Raw genomic sequence first — 19,952 nt, forward strand, 5'->3', positions numbered from 1 at the left:
AGGAGATGTGTATAAGAGACAGCATAGCTTCTCCAGTTACCAAAATATCAGAAAACAAGATTGCTGCATCAATACCTAACAAATCAACAGGCAGCATTGTCACATCAGCAGCAATTTCGGGCGTTTTACACATCTCTAAAAAAGAGTATTTGTTTTTGATTTCCCAATATTGTGGCATGAAACGGCCTGCTTGTCTCATCATCCATACTGGTGGGCGTTCTGTTGGTCTTGAAAATGCTGCTTCTAAAAATAGATTGTTCTCCATGTTTCTAATTTGCCAAACCTTTGGCTTCTTTCTCTATAACTTTTATAATTTCTATTGCTCTTGAGGAGGTGGCCAATTCCTTGGCCTTTTCTATATAGGCCAAAGCCCTTTCTCCGTCTTTTTTCCTTAGTGCTAAATTAGCCAAATGGATCAATACATAGGCTTTATCATTTTTCCCGCCTAAAGGGAACCTGCTCGCTATTTGAAAATGATGTTCTGCAGCTTCAAAATCGTCTCTTTTCAAGGCAATATTAGCCCGCATAAATTCGTAAAACCCTCTTCTGCTTTTTGCCAGCCGATCGGGATTATCTACTTCGTCAAGTAATTTTTCAGCCCTTTCATAGTTCGAATTCTTAAAATGCCTAGAAGCAACCAGTACGGAACTATGTTTAAAGTGACTCCACAAGATAAAAAAGAACAGCATGCCGGATATCGCAGCAAGCTGATACTGTTGATAATACAAGCTAACAAATGCCGAAAGGGCAAATATTGCCATCAGGACATACCTACCTAATCTATTATACATTAATTAATATCAGTGAATTTATACCCCACTCCTCTGATGGAATGAAAGTAAACTGGATTTTTTTGATCAGGTTCGAAATACTTACGGAAAGTCAGGATAAAATTATCGATCGTTCTGGTAGAAGGATACACATCATAATTCCAGACTGTTTCCAAAATTTGTTCACGAGACACCGCTTCGTTCTTACGCTCGATCAGCAATTTCAACAGCATCGTTTCCTTTTTGGTCAATGGCACAACGGTACCATCGTCTTGTTTCAGTTCAAATGAATTGAAATAGATGGTCTTGTCGCCAATCTTATAGGAATTCAGCTCTTTTAAATCATCTGGTTTTAAGCTACGTTTTACTAAAATTCCCACACGCAGGATCAATTCTTCCAAGTTAAAAGGCTTCACCAAGTAATCATCGGCTCCTTTTTTAAGTCCCATTACACGGTCTTCGCTGGTATTTTTAGCTGTCAAGAACAGAATTGGGACTTCTGTATTTTCTAAGCGGATGGTTTCACACACTTGAAACCCATCCATTTCCGGTAACATTACATCTAATATAACCAGGTTAAAACGTTCTTCTTTAAATACCTTGAGCGCCGTTTTACCGTCTTTTACCGCATGAACTTTATAACCTTCTAATTCCAGGTTTAATTTGATGGCGTCCAACAAGTGATCTTCGTCTTCAACCAATAATACTCTTAATTTTTGTGACATATTAATTAAATGTTACTTCAAAAATTGCACCGTGAGGTACGTTATCTTTAACGCTGATATCAGCGTCGTGGTTTTGTAAAACTTCTTTAACAATAAACAAGCCAAGACCTGTTCCTTTTGATTTACGCACATTTTCATCGCCCACACGGTAAAATTTATCAAAAATATGCATCTTTTCACTATCGGGAATGCCCAAACCCTTATCTGCAACGGTCAATCTAGGCTTACCGCCATTTTGACACAACTCTACTGTAATTTCGGCACATGGTCCTGAATATTTTACGGCATTCTCTACTAAATTAGTGACCACCGATGACAAGGCAAACTTATCACCTTCAATGTTAATGCCCTGCTGTATATGGCTCTTGATAATCTGTTCACAGCCACAGGAATGCACTTGTAACCTATCGGTGATTTTGGTTACCAGATCCGAGAAATCGAAATCTTCCTTGGGAAAAGAATAAGTCTTACTTTCAATTTTTGTGGCCAACAACATATTCTCAACCAGATCATCTAAACGTTCGATATCCTTTAGGGAATTGTTGATCAACGACAGTTGCATCTGTCTTTCCAAATCGCGTTTTACAATTGTTTGTAAAGAAAGCTTAATTGCGGCCAGAGGCGATTTCAATTCGTGCGTAACGGATAACAAAAAATTCTGTTGTTGCTCGTGCAGCTTATCTTCTTTTTTAATGGAAGCATGAATAAAATATGCGCCAACGCCCAAGAGGAAAAGAAACACGGCTCCTTCGCCCATAATCATGGCCATTCGCTCTGGCTGTAAGCGGATCACCACCGTTCCCCACCAAAACATTTCCAACAAAGCATAGAGCAGAAGGAAATAAAATATAAGAATAGATTTTTTCATGATCCCAAGCCCTCAAGGGGGATTTATGCTATAAATATAACAATTAACTTTTTATGGATGAGGGTTAAAAACCAAATCCAAAGCTTCAAAAATTGCCCTTTTGGCTTTCTCCAGTTCTATTTTGGTATGTGCGGCCGAAACAAAGCCTACCTCATAACCTGAGGGGCCTAGGTAAATACCCCTATTCAACAGTTCGCGGTGCATTACCTTAAATTTTTCCATACTTGTTGGATCTATATCCTCAGCGGTCTGGATCTTTTCTTTATCGGTAAAGGCAAACCAGAAGATAGAACCTATGGTAAATACTTTAAACTTATAATTTCTAGCAGTTGCAAAGCGTTGTATACTGGCCACAAATTCTTGCGCCTTTACGTTTAACTCTTTATAAAATCCCGATCGGGAAAGTTCTGTTAAAGCGGCTATACCTGCCGCCATTGCCACCGGATTGCCAGACAGTGTTCCCGCCTGATAAACTCCTCCTTCTGGAGAAATATGCGACATAATTTCGGCAGATGCACCATACATACCAACAGGTAAACCACCACCAATAATCTTTCCGTAAGTTACAATATCAGGCTTAATGCCATAATGCGCCGCCGCCCCTTCAAAACCAACCCTAAACCCTGTAATCACTTCATCAAAAATCAGCAGTGCTCCATTTGCAGTACAACTTTCACGTAAAAACTCAATATAATCTTGATCTTGGATCAATAAACCATTATTGGCAGGAATACCTTCGATAATAACGGCAGCAACATCTCCCTGAAATTGAGCAAAGGCTTCTGTTAGCGCTTGCTTGTCATTCAAAGCAATAACAATGGTCTCTTCTGCAAAAGATTTTGGTACTCCGGCAGACGAGGTCTCCCCAAAAGTTACCAATCCTGACCCTGCTTTCACCAGCAATGAATCGCTATGTCCGTGGTAACAACCTTCAAATTTGATGATCTTATTTCTGTTGGTATACCCTCGTGCCAAACGTATAGCAGACATTACCGCTTCTGTACCCGAACTTGTGAAACGAATTTTTTCTACAAAACGGTTATTCTTAATGATCAATTCGGCTAATTCATTCTCTAAAGCTGTTGGCGCACCGAAACTCATTCCATTTTGCATCACTTCGGTCACCTTCTCTCTCACCTTGGCATGGTTATGCCCTAAGATTAATGGTCCCCAGCTCGCACAAAAGTCAATAAATTGGTTACCGTCTGCATCCCAAATATAACAACCATCGCCTTTTTGTATGAACAATGGTGTACCGTACACCGATTTAAACGCCCTCACTGGGGAATTTACCCCTCCTGGAAAATAGGTTTTCGACTTTTCATACAATGCGGCCGACTTTTCTCTACTTATATCGGGTTTACGGTTAGTGTTCATTGGAATTTCTTCTTCGCTACCGGTAAATATTTTCTTGATTTGATCTAACATTTCTTAAGTTTTAAGTAGTAAGTTTTAAGCTCTACGTTTTGTATACTTACAACGTAAAACTTATTACCCACAACTTTCTACATCCATTTATTCTCTACGATATCTCTAATATGATAAGTGGTAATTACACTTGCACCTGCCCTGGCAAAGGCGTACATGGTCTCCATCACTACTTTTTGTTCGTCAATCCAACCTTTTTGTGCAGCTGCTTTGATCATGGAATATTCTCCCGATACGTTATAACAGGCAATAGGCAAATGACTATGTTCTTTTAATTTAGCAATCACATCCAAATAAGCCAATGCAGGTTTTACCATTAAAATATCTGCTCCTTCACTTTCGTCTAATAAAGCTTCTCTTACTGCTTCATTAGGATTTCTAAAATCCATTTGATAAGCTTTCCTATCTCCTTTGCTTGGTGTGCAATCTGCCGCTTCCCTAAAAGGGCCATAATAGGCAGATGCAAACTTAGTAGCATGCGACATGATGGCCACATTTTCAAAACCACTTCCATCTAGCTTATGCCTAATGGCTCCCACACGTCCATCCATCATATCAGACGGTGCCAACATATCTGCTCCGGCTTCAGCATGGTTCAGCGCCATTTTGGCAATCAGATCTACGGTTAAATCATTCTGAACATAATCATCTTTCATGATGCCGCAATGTCCATGATTGGTGTAGGAACATACACAAACATCGGTAACGACATACAGGTCATCGCCAAAGTTTTTTTTCAGTTCTCTTACGGCAACCGGTACTAATGACTGACTATCATATGCCATATGTGCATCCTCGCTTTTCTCATCGCCAACACCAAACAACATGATTTTATTCACGCCCAATTTCAGTCCCTTTTCTACATCTTGCAATAAGGTATCAGTAGAAAAATGACTGATGCCTGGCATAGCATCAATTTGATGGGCAACTTTTTTACCCGGAACTACAAAGTAAGGATAGATAAACATATCCTTTGATAAATGCGTTTCGGCAATCAGTTCTCTAACAATTGGATTTTTTCTTAACCTGCGTGGTCTATTTAACATCTTTTTAGCAGTTAGTAATCTTATAGGGTAATAGATGGTATTTTATCTAATCACCAAAGGTCGGTATCTGTTTGTATCGATTTTTTAGAATTTTGTCAAATCTGAAGAGTTTACCTAAAAGCAACATTTATGGGTTTGTTTATTCACCATGAATACTTATTCTACTGATTTAAATGATCAATCAACTTTTTTAACTTTAGACTTTACCATGTGTTGTCCAAAACTATTTCATATCAATGCCAAAAACGGCTTCGGCCAAACCAATTTCATCTGGAGAATAAGGCAAGGTATATTTCACACCCATCTCATCGAATTTCTTTCCGGTAGAGTTGCCTATGGCAATTACCTTTTGCCCAGGTTCCAGTAGATTTTCCATAAAATAGGCATCTACATTAGAGGGGCTGGTAAAGATCAGTACTTCTGCCGATGAACCATCGATATCATCTTCCACTACTGTTTCGTAAATAGGCAGGTCAACTACTTTGGTTTGTGGCGTTAAATATTTTTGCATGGTCAGCAGTGAATCCTGTGCTCTTGGAAACATCACCGTTTCGCCATCAGCTATTTTAGCAAATTCTTCTGCCACTTCTAGGATATCTCCCCCCTCTCCAACAAAATCGGCCAAATGTCCAAACTTTCTCAACGAATCTTCAGAACCACGACCTACTACACCAAACTTCACTTTTTTGGACAATACCGGATTGAGCTTAAAAAAGTATTCTACCCCATTTCTACTGCTAAAAAATATCCAATCTATATTCTTCAGAAAGAAGGGATCCAGTACATTAACAATAGGAAATGTCCTAATCAGTGAACGTCCTTCTATTTCTATATGTTGTTTTTCTAATGCTTTTCTAAAATAACTATTCTCTCCAACCTCCCTTGAGATGAACACTTTAGACGGGCGCTTGCGTTCTTCGGAAAATTTGGACACAATTAATTCTGCCAAGCCTTCTGTGGAAGCGGCCCTTAAAAACAACCGATCAGGGAAATCCTCATCGCTTTCTGCTTTTGAGGTCCATACTTCAAATTCATCATCTTCTTTTTTGCAAAAACAGCCCAAAGGCATATGACAGCCTCCTTCAAAAAGATTGAGCACCTTGCGCTCCACCGCAATTTCTTCTGCAACTGCTGCATTGTTTATTTTTTGCAGCTCGTTGAAAAGCTCCGTATCGTTTTCTCTGATTTGTATAGCCAATGCACCTTGCGCAGGAGCTGGTACCAGCTCTGTCGTATCTACTACCTCTACATGGAATTCGCTCAAATCCAAATTCAGTCTATTTACCCCAGCTTTGGCCAATAAAATGGCATCGTAATCTTCATCTCTTAGCTTTTGAATACGGGTTGGTACATTACCTCTTAGGTCTTCAATGTTAAGATCGGGCCTCAGTGCCAACAATTGAGCTTTACGTCGATTGGAGGAAGTACCTACCATTGCGCCCTTTTTCAAAGAAAGTTTTTGACTTATGTCTACACAATCTTTTAGGATCAACAACAATTCTGAGGGATCTTCACGCTCAGGCACTGCGGCAATAATCAAGCCCGGTGGATTTGTAGTAGGCAGATCTTTGTGCGAATGCACAGCAATGTCAATACTTCCATTTAAAAGTTCTTCTTCCAATTCTTTGGTAAAAAAACCCTTTCCTTCTAATTTATCGAGCCTTAAATTCAGGATTTTATCGCCCTGTGTTTTAATGATTTTTAGTTCTGCCTCAATGCCAATGCCGGCCAATCTGTCTTTGGTATAGTTTGCTTGCCAAAGTGCCAAATCACTTCCACGTGTACCGATAATTACTTTTTTCATTTTTAATATCATTGCTTTTCAGCGGTGATGAATCCCTATCCTGAAACAGACAAGTCTCATGATTTTACTTTGCCTTAACGCTTCGGAAAAATCATGACGATTTCACTTCTTTGTATGGTTTTCAGCAAATTTAGTTATTTTTTATAAGGGAATGGTCTCTGTTCACGAATTTTAGGATAGTTATCCCAGCTTTTGGGCCATCTCCATATGGAAGACTAGCCGATCAGCTGTTTTTAACCAGAATTTCTTTGGCCATGACCATAGGAACGCTAATGCATTTCTTTTCCATATAATCAAGCACGCGTTCCAGGACCGCCCTCGAATTATCATCCATGGTATTAATCTCGTCGGCAAAAACACCATTAATGGCCGTCTGCTTGATCTCTTTTATTTTCCTAGGCACATCGCTCATGGCCAATTCCACTCTACGCTGACGAAGTACCGTTTCAAATTCTTTGATGTTTTCTTCTATAATATGCTCAGCATGCACCAGCTCATTATAACGCTCCTGTATATTTTTACGGGCAACTTCCTTTAGTGATTCTACCTCTATATAATGTAGGGGAAAATTCTCCCGAACTTCGCTAGATGTATCATTAGGGACCGCCAGATCAACAATTACCTTTTTCCCTGTTTCCCCCTTGAGCAACTGTTGATAAATATCTGTGGTTAAAATAGGCTCTGTAGCTCCGGTACAGGTAATAATGACATCAAAACCTTCTTTATAATCTGCCAATTCATTTAATGAATAAGCCTTTCCATTAAGTCCTCTAGCCAAGCTTTCCGCTTTTTCCAAAGTTCTGTTGAACACAGAGAAATTAGAATATTTATGTTTTTTAAGGTATTGGGCAATATTATTATTGGTTTCTCCCGCCCCAATAATCAACAACCTAGAATTGCCGCACATATTTAGTTCACGGAGTTTTCTATAAGCCAATGAGACTACCGAAACAGGATTTCTAGAGATATTGGTATGGGTATAGACTTCTTTGGCAGTTTTTACCACACGATCCATGATCATACGCATGTAATCGCCCGTAAAACCGGCAAGCTTACAAGCCTCATAAGCCCTACGTACCTGTGCCAAAATTTCTTTTTCACCAACTACCAGGCTTTCTAAAGAGCAGGAAGTACGTAATAAGTGGTTAAAAGCTTCTGTTTTTTCGTAGGCAGAAACGTTTTCTATAAACTTTTCCATATACTCTTCTGGGAGCCCCATATCCAGTACATGCAAAAACCGGGAAATAAAGTTTTTATTGATTTCTTCTGTAGAGGTGAAAATGAACTCTACACGGTTACAGGTACCTACATAAAATATTTCTTTGATATTTAGCTCAGACTGGATGTTTCTTAGCCTATCGTCTAACGTTTGTTCACAGATAACCAACTTCCCTAAAGCCTTTAGGTCAATTTGTTTATGTGTAAATGCAATAATCTTTAAATATTCCAAAATGGTTAGCCCAGTTATTTTAGCGCAACAAAAGTAACAAGGCAATTACGCTTATCTGTCATTATGCTGTAATTTAGGCTAATTTAGAAAGGTTTTAAATTAACAACTGTTTAACGCAGATTAGTTGTTAAGTTTGTTATATTCATTTCCGAGCAAATTTAAATTGAAATATGATACATCAAGAGCAATTTTCTTTAGTAGGTGCAGCGGGTAAAACCATATGTGGAGATTTAACTTACGATGATAAAAACACCAATACGCCATTGGTCATTTTTATACACGGTTTTAAAGGATTTAAGGATTGGGGAACCCATAACCTAGTAGCCAGGTATTTTGTGCAGAATGGTTATCGTTACCTCAAGTTTAACCTTTCGCATGGAGGTGTTAGCCAAGATCAATTACATGACGTTACTGATCTAAAAGCTTTTGCCAACAACACGATCAGCAAGGAAATGATAGATGTAGACATCATCATCGATCATTCTTTAAAATTTTTGGGTACAGATAAAGTCTTTTTAATTGGCCATAGTCGCGGCGGTGGCCTCGGCATTCTGCAGGCGGCCAACCATCCTCACGTAAAAGGTTTAATTACTTGGAGCGCCATAGCAGATTTTAGCAGTTTATGGAAGAAAGAGCAGGAAAAAGAATGGCTTAAAACAGGAAAAATAGAAGTGCTAAATGCCCGCACCAAGGAAAAAATGCCTTTAAATGTAACACTTTTACAAGACTTTGAGGACAATAGAGAAAAATTGAATATCCTTAATGCAGCAAAACAGATAAACATACCTTGGCTTATTATACAGGGTGATGAAGATGTAAACGTACCCTTTGAAACGGCCCAAAAATTAGCAGACGCCAATCCGGCCAGCAGACTGCTCAAAATTAAGGGGGCCAACCATGTTTATGGTGCCGTACATCCATACCCTGGCGACTCGCTTCCCCCACATCTGCTTGAAGTTTGCGAAAAAAGCTTAAAGTTTTTAGACAGCTTATGGGCCTAATATGAAAGTAGCTCTTACGTTAATTTTCTGTACATTTTTGTTTATTTCATGTCGTCCAAACAAACAGGAGCAAGTTAAGGAAGCAAATAATATCGTTGCCAAAGATACTACTAGTGTTATTAAATTACCCGATACTTCAGGCACTGAGGTTCAGGAAGCAGACCTTTATGGTGAATATTATATTACGATTGCAGACACCAGTAAAAGTTATCATAAGTTAAACAAGAAGATGTTTGAATTAAGCCAGTTACTAGCTATCCAGATTGATACTTTAGGCAGGTTTTATGACAAGGAAAAGGACCTAATTTCACTTCCCAAAGATACAGAGGACGAAATATATGCGGGAGACTATTTTCCTAGACGAGAACTTTCGGAAAGCTTAAGCCTAGAATATTTAAAACTATACAGCAGCACTGCCCACAACAAAACCATTAGCTTAGTTAGTGGCATTTATGCAGATGAAAAATCTGCAGATAGTGCATTACGCGTACTAAAAAAAGTTGAGCCAAAAGCTTTCAAGCTAAAATCAAAGATTTACATTGGCTGTATGCATTAAATTATATCATCATGAATTTTTTCCAGAAGCAATTTAGCTTAGCCACAAAACGTAGGGGCTTTCATTTAATCACAGACGAAGTACTTAGCCACTTCCCCGAAATAAGAACATTCAGTGTCGGTATGCTACAGGTTTTTATCCAGCACACTTCAGCTTCTTTAACGATCAATGAAAATGCAGACCCGACGGTTCGTCTTGATTTTGAGACATGGTGCAACAAGGCGGTACCTGAGGGAGATCCCGACTATCAACATGACTATGAAGGTAATGATGATATGCCTGCACATATTAAGACTGCCCTAATGGGTTCTTCGGTATTATTACCAATTAAAGATGGGAAGTTGGCCTTGGGTATTTGGCAAGGCATCTATTTGGGGGAGCACCGAAATCATGGCGGAAATAGAAACCTTATCATTACTGCTTGGGGAAATTAAAATGAGCATAATCCAATAGCCAATTTGTGGGATCCCTCCTCTTAAAATCGTCAGATGACGGGAAATGTACGGCAGCATATAAAAGCAAATCGTCATTTCGAGGAGAATATACATCCAAGAGAATTGAGAATCAACGAAGTTAAATCCAACGATCATAAGAAACTAACCTTGCGTCCAAATTGTCATCCAGAATGAAATGAAGGAGCTAAATGAGGACATTCTTCGGGATGAATTCCTCCTAATCTCGGAATGACGAAACTTTCATAGAGATGAAGGAAAAAGGATATACCTTTCGATCCAAGAAAAAATCCCTGTTGTAAATATTTACAACAGGGATCTCAATTTACATCATCCTTAGGCGTTATTTTTTATAAAAGTCAACGAGAAAGCATATTTCAACTTTTTGATTCCTTCTTAATGACGACAACACTAGCCTCTATGACCATTTCCATGAGATGGCTGCCCTTTCCCTTTATCTCCACGTTCATTCCCTCTATTGTTGTGCTTATCATTGGCTCTCGGTGCTTCCCTACGTTGTTGTTCTCTGCCTTTGCCCACACTAGGTTGGTTAGCTCTCACATTGTTGGCCTTATAATTAGCATGGCCCCTTACTACACTATATCTGGAATCCCTACTATCTCTAATTACCACTTGTTTAGTCTTGTAATTTTTGAACTTAGCGTATTGGACTACGTTTTGCCTATGATTTAAATAAGGTCTGGGCGTATTCAACACTACTTTATAAGCATTGTAAAAATCGTAATTTCGATAAGCTACAGGTAAATTTTTAACCCATACCCAACGCCCATTGTTAAAGTAGATATATTGCGCAGATGGCACATAATAATACATATCTATATCTGGCAAGTAATAATAATCTACATGATCGTAACCCACCGGTCCCCATAAAGGCTGTGAACCAATATTTATATTTACACTTACCTGTGACTTTGCGGAAAAACTGAAAATTGACATGGTCAACATTACAGCCATCATTAATAATCTTTTCATAACAATAATCATTAAATAGTTTTTTAATATTGTTATTATAATAGATATAAAAACCCGGCCAAAGTTTAAGGAAGAAATCTTATTTAACACTATTTAACAAGGAAGGAATAGTTACGGCATCCGGTTCAAAACCATCTACAGCGTATTCACTATAAGCAGTGGTAAAAATAACTTTTGACGGATTCTTCAAACTTCTAAGCAGCTCAATTCCCATAATGCCCGGCATCTTTGCATCCAGGAACATCAAATCTATTTTTTTGCTGCAAAACATGGAATGTCTTAATCCCGTCGCCACATGTAGCTACCACTTCTATCTCCCTAAAATTCTCAAGATATTTTGCTATTACCTCAATAGCATGTTGGTCTAGATTTAATTTATTAAATCTAGACCAACATGGAAAAGATTGTATTCAGTATTATATTCACCATTGCGGCAATGGGCTCCTATGCGCAGGAACCACCAATGGCAAATTTTGCCAACTGGGCCATTTAAAGCAATATCAGGTCCAAAAAAACTCGGTCATTAAATTTTACACCGCCAAACATAGAGCTTATCTATCAGGAACAGATTATAGGCAAACGCACCAATACACAACGTTTAAAAGATGCGAATGGCATTGAACGATATGCTTTATCAATTGGTTACTAAAAACCAGCCAATTCCGGAAACAAACATGGTTGCAAATAACCTAAAACCCAACTAAACCCTAAGAAGGGGTGTCTAAAAATAAAGTCCTCTAGAAACTATTCGATTATAGTAAAGCAAAATGCTTTGATGAATTTTGTTAACTAATTAAAATACCAAAATGGCACTTTTTGAGCATCCTCTTTATGCTTCTTTCTCTATCCAATTCCCATCTTCGCGAATAATATCGATCAGCTCATCTAAAGCGGAAGCGGTGCTTACGTTTTTCTTTACTACATCCTGTCCTCGATATAGGGTGATCTTATCTGGGCCTGCACCTACATAACCATAATCTGCATCGGCCATTTCACCTGGGCCGTTTACAATACACCCCATAATTCCGATCTTAATTCCCTTAAGATGTGATGTTCTAGATCGAATTTTCTGCGTAGTTTCCTGTAAATCGAACAGGGTTCTTCCACAGCTTGGGCATGAAATATATTCAGTTTTAGAAATACGGGTACGCGTAGCCTGTAAAATACCAAATGAGGTAGAATTAATTACAGATAATGGAATATCCAATGCATTGATCCAAATACCATCTCCAAAGCCATCTATGAGCAGACCGCCCAAATCTGTAGAACTGTATAGCTGAAAGTCTTCTATATTAAGCACCGCAAAATCACGTTCAATGATAACAGGAAGCTTGACCCCAGCTTTTTCTAGTGCTACAAATGCTTTACGAATGGTCTGCATGGCATTTATAGACTTTGTACTTAATACCAATACTGCATGCTCTAACTTACCTATAGCCGCTACATCTAATTTCTCGGCCAGTACGGCAATAAAGTTTAACTGTCCATCTTTCTCTTCAACCGCATTGAAAGTAGCCAGATCAAACAGGGGATGGCAATTATTTCTGTCGGTCAATTTCAACCAAGTTTGATAATTATACAATTGTTTCAAACCACCAGGAAAAGAAAATGAAGGCAGGCTATCGCCAAGGTAAACCATATCACAAGCCTGATCGGTCAGGTTATATTTATCAAGCAGCGCCGAATAATTAAATCCCACTTCATTTAAAACATTAGGGTCTTTAAGGTTTCGATGTGCCAAATTGATCAAAACTCTGGGTACTTGATGTCCTCCCAGATTTTCCAACTCTTCGGTTATTCTTCTTTTATATTGGTAAGGATTATATGTCGTAAATTGGGCATTAACTAATGGAGTGCCCGAGAAATCAGCTAATTGGGGAAGTTCAAAGTCTGCGCCCAAACTTCCACCTATAGAATTTTGGCCCAATATTGCTGTTCCACTGCTGGCCAAGTTCAGCTCAAATCTTTTTGCCAACGCTTTTGCCACAGGTGCTTCAAATTCAGGGTCTTCGGTAAGGGAAACCCTAATGGTGTCACCAAGGCCATCGGCTAATAAGGTTCCAATTCCTACTGCAGATTTTATTCTACCGTCTTCCCCATCTCCGGCTTCGGTAACCCCTAAATGCAAAGGATAATTCATCCCTTCTTTTACCATGGTCTGTACCAACAGGCGATAGGCCTGTACCATCACTTGTGTATTACTGGCCTTCATGGAGATGACCAAGTTATGATAGTTTAGATCTTCGCAAATACGAATAAACTCCATAGCCGATTCTACCATGCCCTGCGGGGTATCGCCATACTGGCTCATGATGCGATCGGAAAGTGAACCATGATTGGTACCTATGCGCATAGCTGTACCATACTCTTTGCATATTTTTACCAGCGGAGCAAATTTGGTATAAATACGTGTTAGTTCTGCCTGATAGGCAGCTGCTGTATATTCAATGTTTTCAAACTTCTTTTTATCTGCATAATTACCTGGATTTACACGTACTTTTTCAACAATCCTTGCCGCAGCTTCTGCCGCGTTTGGAGTGAAATGTATGTCGGCAACCAAAGGCACATTATAACCTCTCAAGCGTAATTCCTTTTTTATATTGGCCAAATTTTCGGCCTCTTTAATACTGGGCGCCGTAATACGTACATATTCGCATCCCGATTCAACCATACGTATAGTCTGCTCAACAGTTCCCAGGGTATCCATCGTATCGGTAGTGGTCATCGATTGGATCCTTATAGGGTTAAGCCCCCCCATTGGTACATCACCAATCTTCACTTCACGTGTGAGAAATCTCGAATATTGCGTAAGGCTATTACAATAGCCTCCATTTAACCATATGGTATTTGCTTCTTTCTGCATGGTTTACAAAGATACATCAAACATTTAATTGTTAAATTGATATCTTATTAAATTATGATTGCTTTCTTACTTAATTATAACAATCGTTGCTTAACGACCAAGGTATTGGCCATTACGTCATGTAGGCATTGTTGCCTCTTATTCAGGAAACAATAGAGGTAACCAAAACCCAACGTCATCACAGATATGATCTTTGAGAGATTTCTAATAAAGGACATGCCCACACTGATACGGTTTCCCTGTTCATCACCCACTTTGATATCAAGCAATTTTTTGCCAATGGTGGCCTGTTTTGCAGAAGCTTCTGCAAAAACGCTATATATAAATTTCACCAACGGCACAAATAGCAATCCAGTAATGGCTACCTGTATTCTCTGCGATTTTTCTTGAACCACCCAAAATACAAGTAGCAATATCAACGCATATAGCACGGCAATTAAGAAATAATCAATTGCAGCAGCCAGCAGCCGCTGATCGAATGAAGCAAAATACTGGGGTGCAGTTTTTTGAAAGTGAAAGCCCATGAGCTCGCGTAATTCTTCGAGTTCATGGGCTTCCTTATAGTCATCCATCCCTGGTTTTCTAACAAAGGTGTCGGGACGTAAAGGTAAAGTTTTTAACTGCGCTAAGGTATATGGTCCTTGCGGCTTTCCGTCAACTACAATAGTGTACAAAGGTTTTTATTTTTAGCATATGAGTTCATTTCACAACTATAGACCTGTCAATTTAGCTTTGGAAAACTGATGTTCACGATCACAGTTCTTTTTCCAAATTTGCCTAATACCTGTCTACGTCAAAGTTACTTAAACCACCATCCAATTTAATAAAAATTTTATTTTTAGATTCTTTGTAGTTGGGCGTTTCATAAACACCTTCTTCTATTTTTGTAAAACCTTTAAAATCTTTGGCAGAAAGGCCTGTATGGGTTTTAATCCTACAGCCCGAAGCCTGTGGTATTTTTATTTCTACATTGGCTACACCTGTTTTGACGTTCAGATCGGCAATGGGCAATAAGTCACCCAGTTTAATCTTAAGATCGGCAGCTCCACCATCAAAATTTAGGGTTCTCACTTTATAGTTAGACAAATCGAAATCAAGCTCTCCTGCTCCCATACTCAGGTTCATTGTCCAAACCGGATGTATGTTTAGGTTAAGGTCTATCGCATTCCCTCCCGTATTAAATGACCAGTTTTTACCTTTACGCTTATTGTTCATTTTAAACGTAAGCGTATTTACGGTATCTGTTGAAGTCTTTACCAAAGAGAAGTTTCCTTTTCTGTTTTTAACCTTTGCCAAGAACAAGCTATCTGTTGCTCCTTTAAGGTCAAAAGAGGTACCGCCTCCAGAGAGATTTAATATCGTCTTCTTAGCAGAATCGAGCGATGTGTAGGCTTCGGAGAATTCGACAGCAGACGAAGTTGTGGTATCATCAAAATCAGAACTATCCATATCGCTTTGATACGATTTATCTTTCCATCCCCACCAGAAACCACCTCTGGGCTTTTCCTGTCCTTTAACAAATAGAAATGCCAAGGTAATGATCAGGATGGCCAAGGAAACGATATTCCCCGTTTGGGAACCATTTCTGTTCAACAGTAAATTTACTCCGCCGATGATTAGAAAAACAGGCCAAAAGCCCCATACATTTCTCCAATAAAACTCAATAACATTCAAGTTATCAAGCAAGAGTACACCGCCGATAAACAGCAGCAATACACCCCATATAATCCTTTCAAATTTCATCTATTTATTTTTTAGTTGTTTATGATTAAATGGGAACTTGGCTTCTCAAATTATCCCTGATCCAATTAAATCACTTAGTAGGTTAATTAAAACGATTAAACTTTATCACTAATGTTCTGTTGTAGGCTGATCGTTGGTTCCTGATTGGTCTTTTGTAGGTTCCGTTTCCTGAACAGGCTTTTCTGTAGAACTGCGTTGAGCTTCTTCTGTAGATTTTTTAAAGTTTTCCCATTCATTCTTACGTTGGTTCTTAAAAATCAAGCTGATTCCTAAAGCCACTATTGCCAAAGGCCACAGTTTATAGATATGGAATATGTTGAACCAATGAGGAACCAGATCCATCTGTCTCAACAGAAAATAAATGCCCAGTACCAGTAATACCAAACCTACGATAGTCTTTCCCGTTTCATTATTTTTGGGAGACTTAAACTTGCTATCATTAGAAAAATCTGCTCCGGCATTGGGCGTATTCCATTTAGTTTGTTGACTATTCTCATATGGATTGCTAAACGCCTCTGAAGAGTTGAACATGGTCGTACCTTGCGGATTATTTTTATAAAAATCGTTAAACTGCTTAAACTTTACCGTTGGATCATTATTTACAGGGGCAACAATCCATAAAACAATATATACCAAAATACCACCGCCTGCCAAAAAAATAGTTGACAATACAAAAAGCAGCCTTATGATTGTGACGTCAACCTGTAAATATTCTGCGACACCAGATGACACTCCCGCCAACACCTTGTCATGTTCGTTTCTATATAATTTCTTTTCCATTTTGCTATCTCCTTCCTTTAATCATTAAAATTTAGAGGCTTTAGGACGAGCTCATCAACATTTACACCATTACTCAAATTCAAAATGGTGTATAAAGATTTGGCTATATCTTCTGGTTGTACAAATTTGTTATGGTCTATGGTGGTTCCTTCCCATGACGCGGTTAATGTAGAACCTGGTATAATTGCCGTCACTTTTACATTGTACTGAGCTAATTCCTTCCGCAATACATGATTAAGACTGAGCATAGCGGCTTTTGTTACACTATAGCTTCCTGCGTTCTCTACCACTTCCCTACTGGCCACAGAACATATATTAAAAATGTGTCCAGAACATTGCTTTCTCATGATCTTACCAAAGATCTTGGCCAGGTAATAAGCGGTATTCACATTGATCCGCTGTTGCTTTTCAAACACTTCATCCTCTTCATCAAGTAAGCTGCCCGGATAAAATACCCCTATGTTATTTACCAGTACATCTACTTTATCAAAAAAAGCCATCGTTTGCTCTGCAAAGTTCAACACTTCCTCTTTTTTGGCACAATCTGTGGGTATGACCAATACTTTAATACCAAAAGTTTCGAGTGCTATTTTTAAATCATTTAAATCATTATGGTTTCTTGCACAAAGCGCCAGGTTGTAGCCATTTTTAGCCAGGTTTAGTGCTATTGCCCTTCCAATTCCCTTGGTGGCACCAGTTATAATTGCATTCATTTCCATTGAATTGATTAGGTTACAAAAAAGCTAATAATATTTTAATAAGGAATATTTTTTCAATAAATAGGCGTAGCCAGAACATTTTTATTGTTTCTTTGTATAATATTAAGTTAAACTTAAACAAATTGTTTATTAAATGAACTTTACCAATTTTGGCAGATATATATTGCTGTTGAAAGCAGCTTTTAGAAGGCCCGAGAAAATGAAAATATACATGAAGGCCATTTTTCAGCAGATGGACTTTATCGGGGTAGGATCTTTAGGCTTAATCAGTATCATTTCAACCTTCATTGGAGCTGTAATGACCTTGCAAATTGCCTTCCAGTTGGTCAGCGATTTTATTCCAAAGACCATTATTGGTTCCGTAAACCGCGACTCTTCTATCTTGGAACTTAGCCCTACCATTAGCGCTATCGTTTTGGCTGGTAAGATCGGTTCGGCCATATCTTCGGAAATAGGCACCATGCGTGTAACCGAACAAATCGACGCCTTGGAAATCATGGGGATCAATGCACCGGGCTATCTCATTCTGCCAAAAATTATTGCCGGTATAACCATGGTTCCCATGTTGGTAATCATTTCTATGGTACTGAGCATTTCTGGTGGATATTTAGGTGGTACTTTATCTGGTGCTGTTTCTTCTGCAGAATATATTCAAGGTATCACTACCGATTTCAACCCATACACCATTACTGTTGCCTTGGTAAAAGCTTTTGTTTTTGGATTTATCATTACTTCTGTACCGGCCTACGAAGGGTTCTATGTAAAAGGTGGTGCTTTAGAGGTAGCCCAAGCCAGTACCAGAGCAGTGGTGGTAAGCTGTATTAGTATTTTAGCCTGTGATTACATTGTAACCCAATTATTATTATGATCGAGATTAAGGATATTCATAAATCATTTGGGGACAACGAAGTTTTAAAAGGAATTTCAGGAAAATTTAAACCGGGTGTGACCAATTTGATCATTGGTGGATCGGGTTCTGGAAAAACCACCCTACTTAAATGCATGATTGGCCTGCATACTCCAGAACAAGGCAGCGTACTTTACGATGGCAGGGAGTTTACCCAATTAAATACCGAAGAGCGCATAGAAATAAGAAAAGAGATCGGTATGCTCTTTCAAGGCTCTGCCCTATTCGATTCGATGACCGTGGAAGAGAACATTATGTTTCCCTTAAATATGTTTACCGACCAGTCGAGAAGTGAAAAATTAGAGCGGGTCAACTTTTGCTTGAACAGGGTTAACCTGGAAGGAAAAAATAAGCTGTTCCCTGCCGAACTTTCTGGAGGGATGAAGAAACGTGTAGGTATTGCACGTGCAATTGCCATGAATCCCAAATATTTGTTTTGCGATGAGCCAAACTCTGGTCTGGACCCTAAAACATCTATTGTGATTGATGAGCTGATCAAGGAAATTACGGAAGAATACAACACCACAACCATTGTAGTAACCCACGATATGAACTCGGTAATGGGCATTGGTGATTATATTATGTTCTTACATGAAGGAAAAAAATTCTGGGAAGGTTCGAATAAAGAAATCGCCAAAACGGATATAGATGAACTGAACGACTTTGTATTTGCCAGTCGTTTTATGAAAGCTGCGAAGGATAAATTATAAAATTGCTATCTTTGCTTTACAAGCATCGTCATTTCGATTGAAGGTGAGAAGTCCTTGTTTAGCATGGTTTGACGTTAAATTTCTCCTCATCCCTCTCCGAAACATTGGAGTGGACTGTTCAAATGACGGGAATTTTAAACAACCATCGCATTAAGATTGCTTCGTGCCTGGCAATGACGAATTACATATTTAATACATGATACAACTGCTTACCCCAACCCACTGGAAAGACTATGAACTGATCGATTGTGGAGATTTCGAAAAACTGGAACGTTTTGGCAATCTGATCTTAGCCAGACCAGAACCACAAGCAGTATGGAAGAAAGTTCTATCGCCACAAGAGTGGAAAAACAAAACCCATATTCTTTTCAAAGGAAGATCTGCCACTAGTGGTGATTGGATCAAGAGCAGTAAGAATGTACCCGATCGTTGGAATATCAATTATCAGAACAATGAAATTAGCATCAATTTACGTTTAGGCCTTACTTCATTTAAACATGTAGGGGTTTTTCCAGAACAGGCCGTGAATTGGGACTACATTTCTTCTTCTATCAAAAAGTTCAAAACCCCTGTTCCTAAAGTATTAAATCTATTTGCCTATACCGGGGCAGCTTCTTTGGTAGCCAAGGCGGCAGGTGCCGATACCACTCATGTCGACTCGATTAAACAGGTAGTAAACTGGGCCAATGAGAACCAAGAACTTTCTAAACTTAAAGATGTACGTTGGGTGGTAGAGGATGCATTAAAGTTTGTAAAAAGGGAATTGAAGCGAGGCAAGAAATACAACGGCATTATCTTAGATCCTCCCGCTTTTGGACATGGGCCAAATGGTGAAAAATGGAAATTGGAAGACCATATACAAGAGATGATGCAAGATGTGGTACAACTGTTAGACCCTCAAGAACACTTTCTTATCCTGAACACTTATTCCCTCGGTTTTTCTTCGGTAATTGTCGAGAATCTAATCAGGACATCATTTCCGCAGGTAAAAAATTTAGAAACGGGAGAGCTGTTTTTACAGGCTACTTCTGGCATCAAATTGCCTTTGGGTGTGTTTGGAAAGTTCAGAACGACTTCTAAGTAATACCTGTCTCTTATACACATCTCCGAGCCCACGAGACCTGCGTTACCATCTCG

21 protein-coding genes are annotated in these 19,952 nt (G+C 38.9%); 6 read left to right on the forward strand and 15 right to left on the reverse strand.

Annotation, left to right across the window (positions count from 1 at the left end):
* From JHD79_RS20110 to hemA, 8 genes are all read right to left on the reverse strand, one after another.
* Positions 1-265, reverse strand: a 265-nt coding sequence (locus JHD79_RS20110) for a uroporphyrinogen decarboxylase family protein (protein ID WP_304622299.1), incomplete at its 3' end; no start/stop codon positions are given.
* A 4-nt stretch (positions 266-269) separates the two neighbouring features.
* Positions 270-791 carry a hypothetical protein gene (locus JHD79_RS20115; protein WP_199121151.1) on the reverse strand — a complete coding sequence of 174 codons (522 nt, stop codon included), beginning with the start codon at positions 789-791 and terminating at the stop codon, positions 270-272.
* Positions 791-1,495 (reverse strand): response regulator transcription factor, encoded by a 705-nt coding sequence (locus tag JHD79_RS20120; protein ID WP_199121152.1) that lies wholly within the window; start codon positions 1,493-1,495, stop codon positions 791-793. Before JHD79_RS20120 ends, JHD79_RS20115 begins: the two co-directional genes overlap by 1 nt.
* Before the next feature lies 1 nt (position 1,496).
* Positions 1,497-2,363: a sensor histidine kinase KdpD gene (locus tag JHD79_RS20125; RefSeq protein WP_199121153.1), complete on the reverse strand. Its 867-nt coding sequence runs from the start codon at positions 2,361-2,363 to the stop codon at positions 1,497-1,499.
* Between the two features lie 51 nt (positions 2,364-2,414).
* Positions 2,415-3,791 carry a glutamate-1-semialdehyde 2,1-aminomutase gene (gene hemL / locus JHD79_RS20130; protein ID WP_199121154.1) on the reverse strand — a complete coding sequence of 459 codons (1,377 nt, stop codon included), beginning with the start codon at positions 3,789-3,791 and terminating at the stop codon, positions 2,415-2,417.
* A 77-nt stretch (positions 3,792-3,868) separates the two neighbouring features.
* On the reverse strand, positions 3,869-4,837 hold the full coding sequence (hemB, locus tag JHD79_RS20135; protein ID WP_199121155.1) for a porphobilinogen synthase: 969 nt from the start codon (positions 4,835-4,837) through the stop codon (positions 3,869-3,871).
* Between the two features lie 223 nt (positions 4,838-5,060).
* Positions 5,061-6,641 (reverse strand): hydroxymethylbilane synthase, encoded by a 1,581-nt coding sequence (hemC, locus tag JHD79_RS20140; protein WP_199121156.1) that lies wholly within the window; start codon positions 6,639-6,641, stop codon positions 5,061-5,063.
* A 223-nt stretch (positions 6,642-6,864) separates the two neighbouring features.
* Positions 6,865-8,091, reverse strand: coding sequence for a glutamyl-tRNA reductase (gene hemA / locus JHD79_RS20145; RefSeq protein WP_199121157.1), 1,227 nt, complete (start codon positions 8,089-8,091; stop codon positions 6,865-6,867).
* 170 nt (positions 8,092-8,261) lie between these two features.
* Here hemA and JHD79_RS20150 point away from each other — a divergent pair, with 170 nt between their 5' ends.
* The 3 genes from JHD79_RS20150 to JHD79_RS20160 are packed head-to-tail and all read left to right on the forward strand — an operon-like array spanning position 8,262 to position 10,082.
* On the forward strand, positions 8,262-9,092 hold the full coding sequence (locus JHD79_RS20150) for a S9 family peptidase (RefSeq protein WP_199121158.1): 831 nt from the start codon (positions 8,262-8,264) through the stop codon (positions 9,090-9,092).
* A gap of 1 nt (position 9,093) precedes the next feature.
* A complete protein-coding gene (locus JHD79_RS20155; RefSeq protein ID WP_199121159.1) occupies positions 9,094-9,648 on the forward strand; it encodes a hypothetical protein in 555 nt (184 codons plus the stop codon).
* A gap of 11 nt (positions 9,649-9,659) precedes the next feature.
* Complete coding sequence (locus tag JHD79_RS20160) at positions 9,660-10,082, forward strand: secondary thiamine-phosphate synthase enzyme YjbQ (protein WP_199121160.1); 423 nt, start codon at positions 9,660-9,662, stop codon at positions 10,080-10,082.
* Positions 10,083-10,511: 429 nt separating this feature from the next.
* On the opposite strand, the gene JHD79_RS20165 is transcribed toward JHD79_RS20160, so the two are convergent.
* From JHD79_RS20165 to JHD79_RS20195, 7 genes are all read right to left on the reverse strand, one after another.
* Complete coding sequence (locus tag JHD79_RS20165; RefSeq protein ID WP_199121161.1) at positions 10,512-11,093, reverse strand: hypothetical protein; 582 nt, start codon at positions 11,091-11,093, stop codon at positions 10,512-10,514.
* Positions 11,094-11,172: 79 nt separating this feature from the next.
* The gene (locus JHD79_RS20170) at positions 11,173-11,337 is read right to left on the reverse strand and encodes a hypothetical protein (protein WP_199121162.1); all 165 of its coding nucleotides are present in this window, start codon (positions 11,335-11,337) and stop codon (positions 11,173-11,175) included.
* Positions 11,338-11,922: 585 nt separating this feature from the next.
* Entirely contained in the window at positions 11,923-13,956 is a 2,034-nt protein-coding gene (gene ispG, locus JHD79_RS20175; RefSeq protein WP_199121163.1) for a (E)-4-hydroxy-3-methylbut-2-enyl-diphosphate synthase, read from the reverse strand.
* A gap of 74 nt (positions 13,957-14,030) precedes the next feature.
* Positions 14,031-14,630: an RDD family protein gene (locus JHD79_RS20180; protein ID WP_199121164.1), complete on the reverse strand. Its 600-nt coding sequence runs from the start codon at positions 14,628-14,630 to the stop codon at positions 14,031-14,033.
* Positions 14,631-14,733: 103 nt separating this feature from the next.
* Complete coding sequence (locus JHD79_RS20185) at positions 14,734-15,699, reverse strand: LiaI-LiaF-like domain-containing protein (RefSeq protein WP_199121165.1); 966 nt, start codon at positions 15,697-15,699, stop codon at positions 14,734-14,736.
* A 108-nt stretch (positions 15,700-15,807) separates the two neighbouring features.
* Positions 15,808-16,479, reverse strand: a complete 672-nt coding sequence (locus JHD79_RS20190; RefSeq protein ID WP_199121166.1) for a PspC domain-containing protein — start codon at positions 16,477-16,479, stop codon at positions 15,808-15,810.
* A 17-nt stretch (positions 16,480-16,496) separates the two neighbouring features.
* A complete protein-coding gene (locus JHD79_RS20195; protein WP_199121167.1) occupies positions 16,497-17,192 on the reverse strand; it encodes an SDR family oxidoreductase in 696 nt (231 codons plus the stop codon).
* Between the two features lie 139 nt (positions 17,193-17,331).
* Between JHD79_RS20195 and JHD79_RS20200 the strand changes: the two genes are divergently transcribed.
* The 3 genes from JHD79_RS20200 (at position 17,332) to JHD79_RS20210 (ending at position 19,899) form a co-directional block, all read left to right on the forward strand.
* Positions 17,332-18,066 (forward strand): ABC transporter permease, encoded by a 735-nt coding sequence (locus tag JHD79_RS20200; protein WP_199121168.1) that lies wholly within the window; start codon positions 17,332-17,334, stop codon positions 18,064-18,066.
* Positions 18,063-18,815: an ABC transporter ATP-binding protein gene (locus tag JHD79_RS20205; RefSeq protein WP_199121169.1), complete on the forward strand. Its 753-nt coding sequence runs from the start codon at positions 18,063-18,065 to the stop codon at positions 18,813-18,815. The genes JHD79_RS20200 and JHD79_RS20205 overlap by 4 nt, the downstream gene beginning before the upstream one ends.
* A 196-nt stretch (positions 18,816-19,011) precedes the next feature.
* Positions 19,012-19,899, forward strand: coding sequence for a class I SAM-dependent methyltransferase (locus tag JHD79_RS20210; protein WP_199121170.1), 888 nt, complete (start codon positions 19,012-19,014; stop codon positions 19,897-19,899).
* Positions 19,900-19,952: the final 53 nt, after the last annotated feature.

Source organism: Pedobacter sp. ASV28 (genome assembly GCF_016428855.1).
Taxonomy (GTDB): domain Bacteria; phylum Bacteroidota; class Bacteroidia; order Sphingobacteriales; family Sphingobacteriaceae; genus Pedobacter.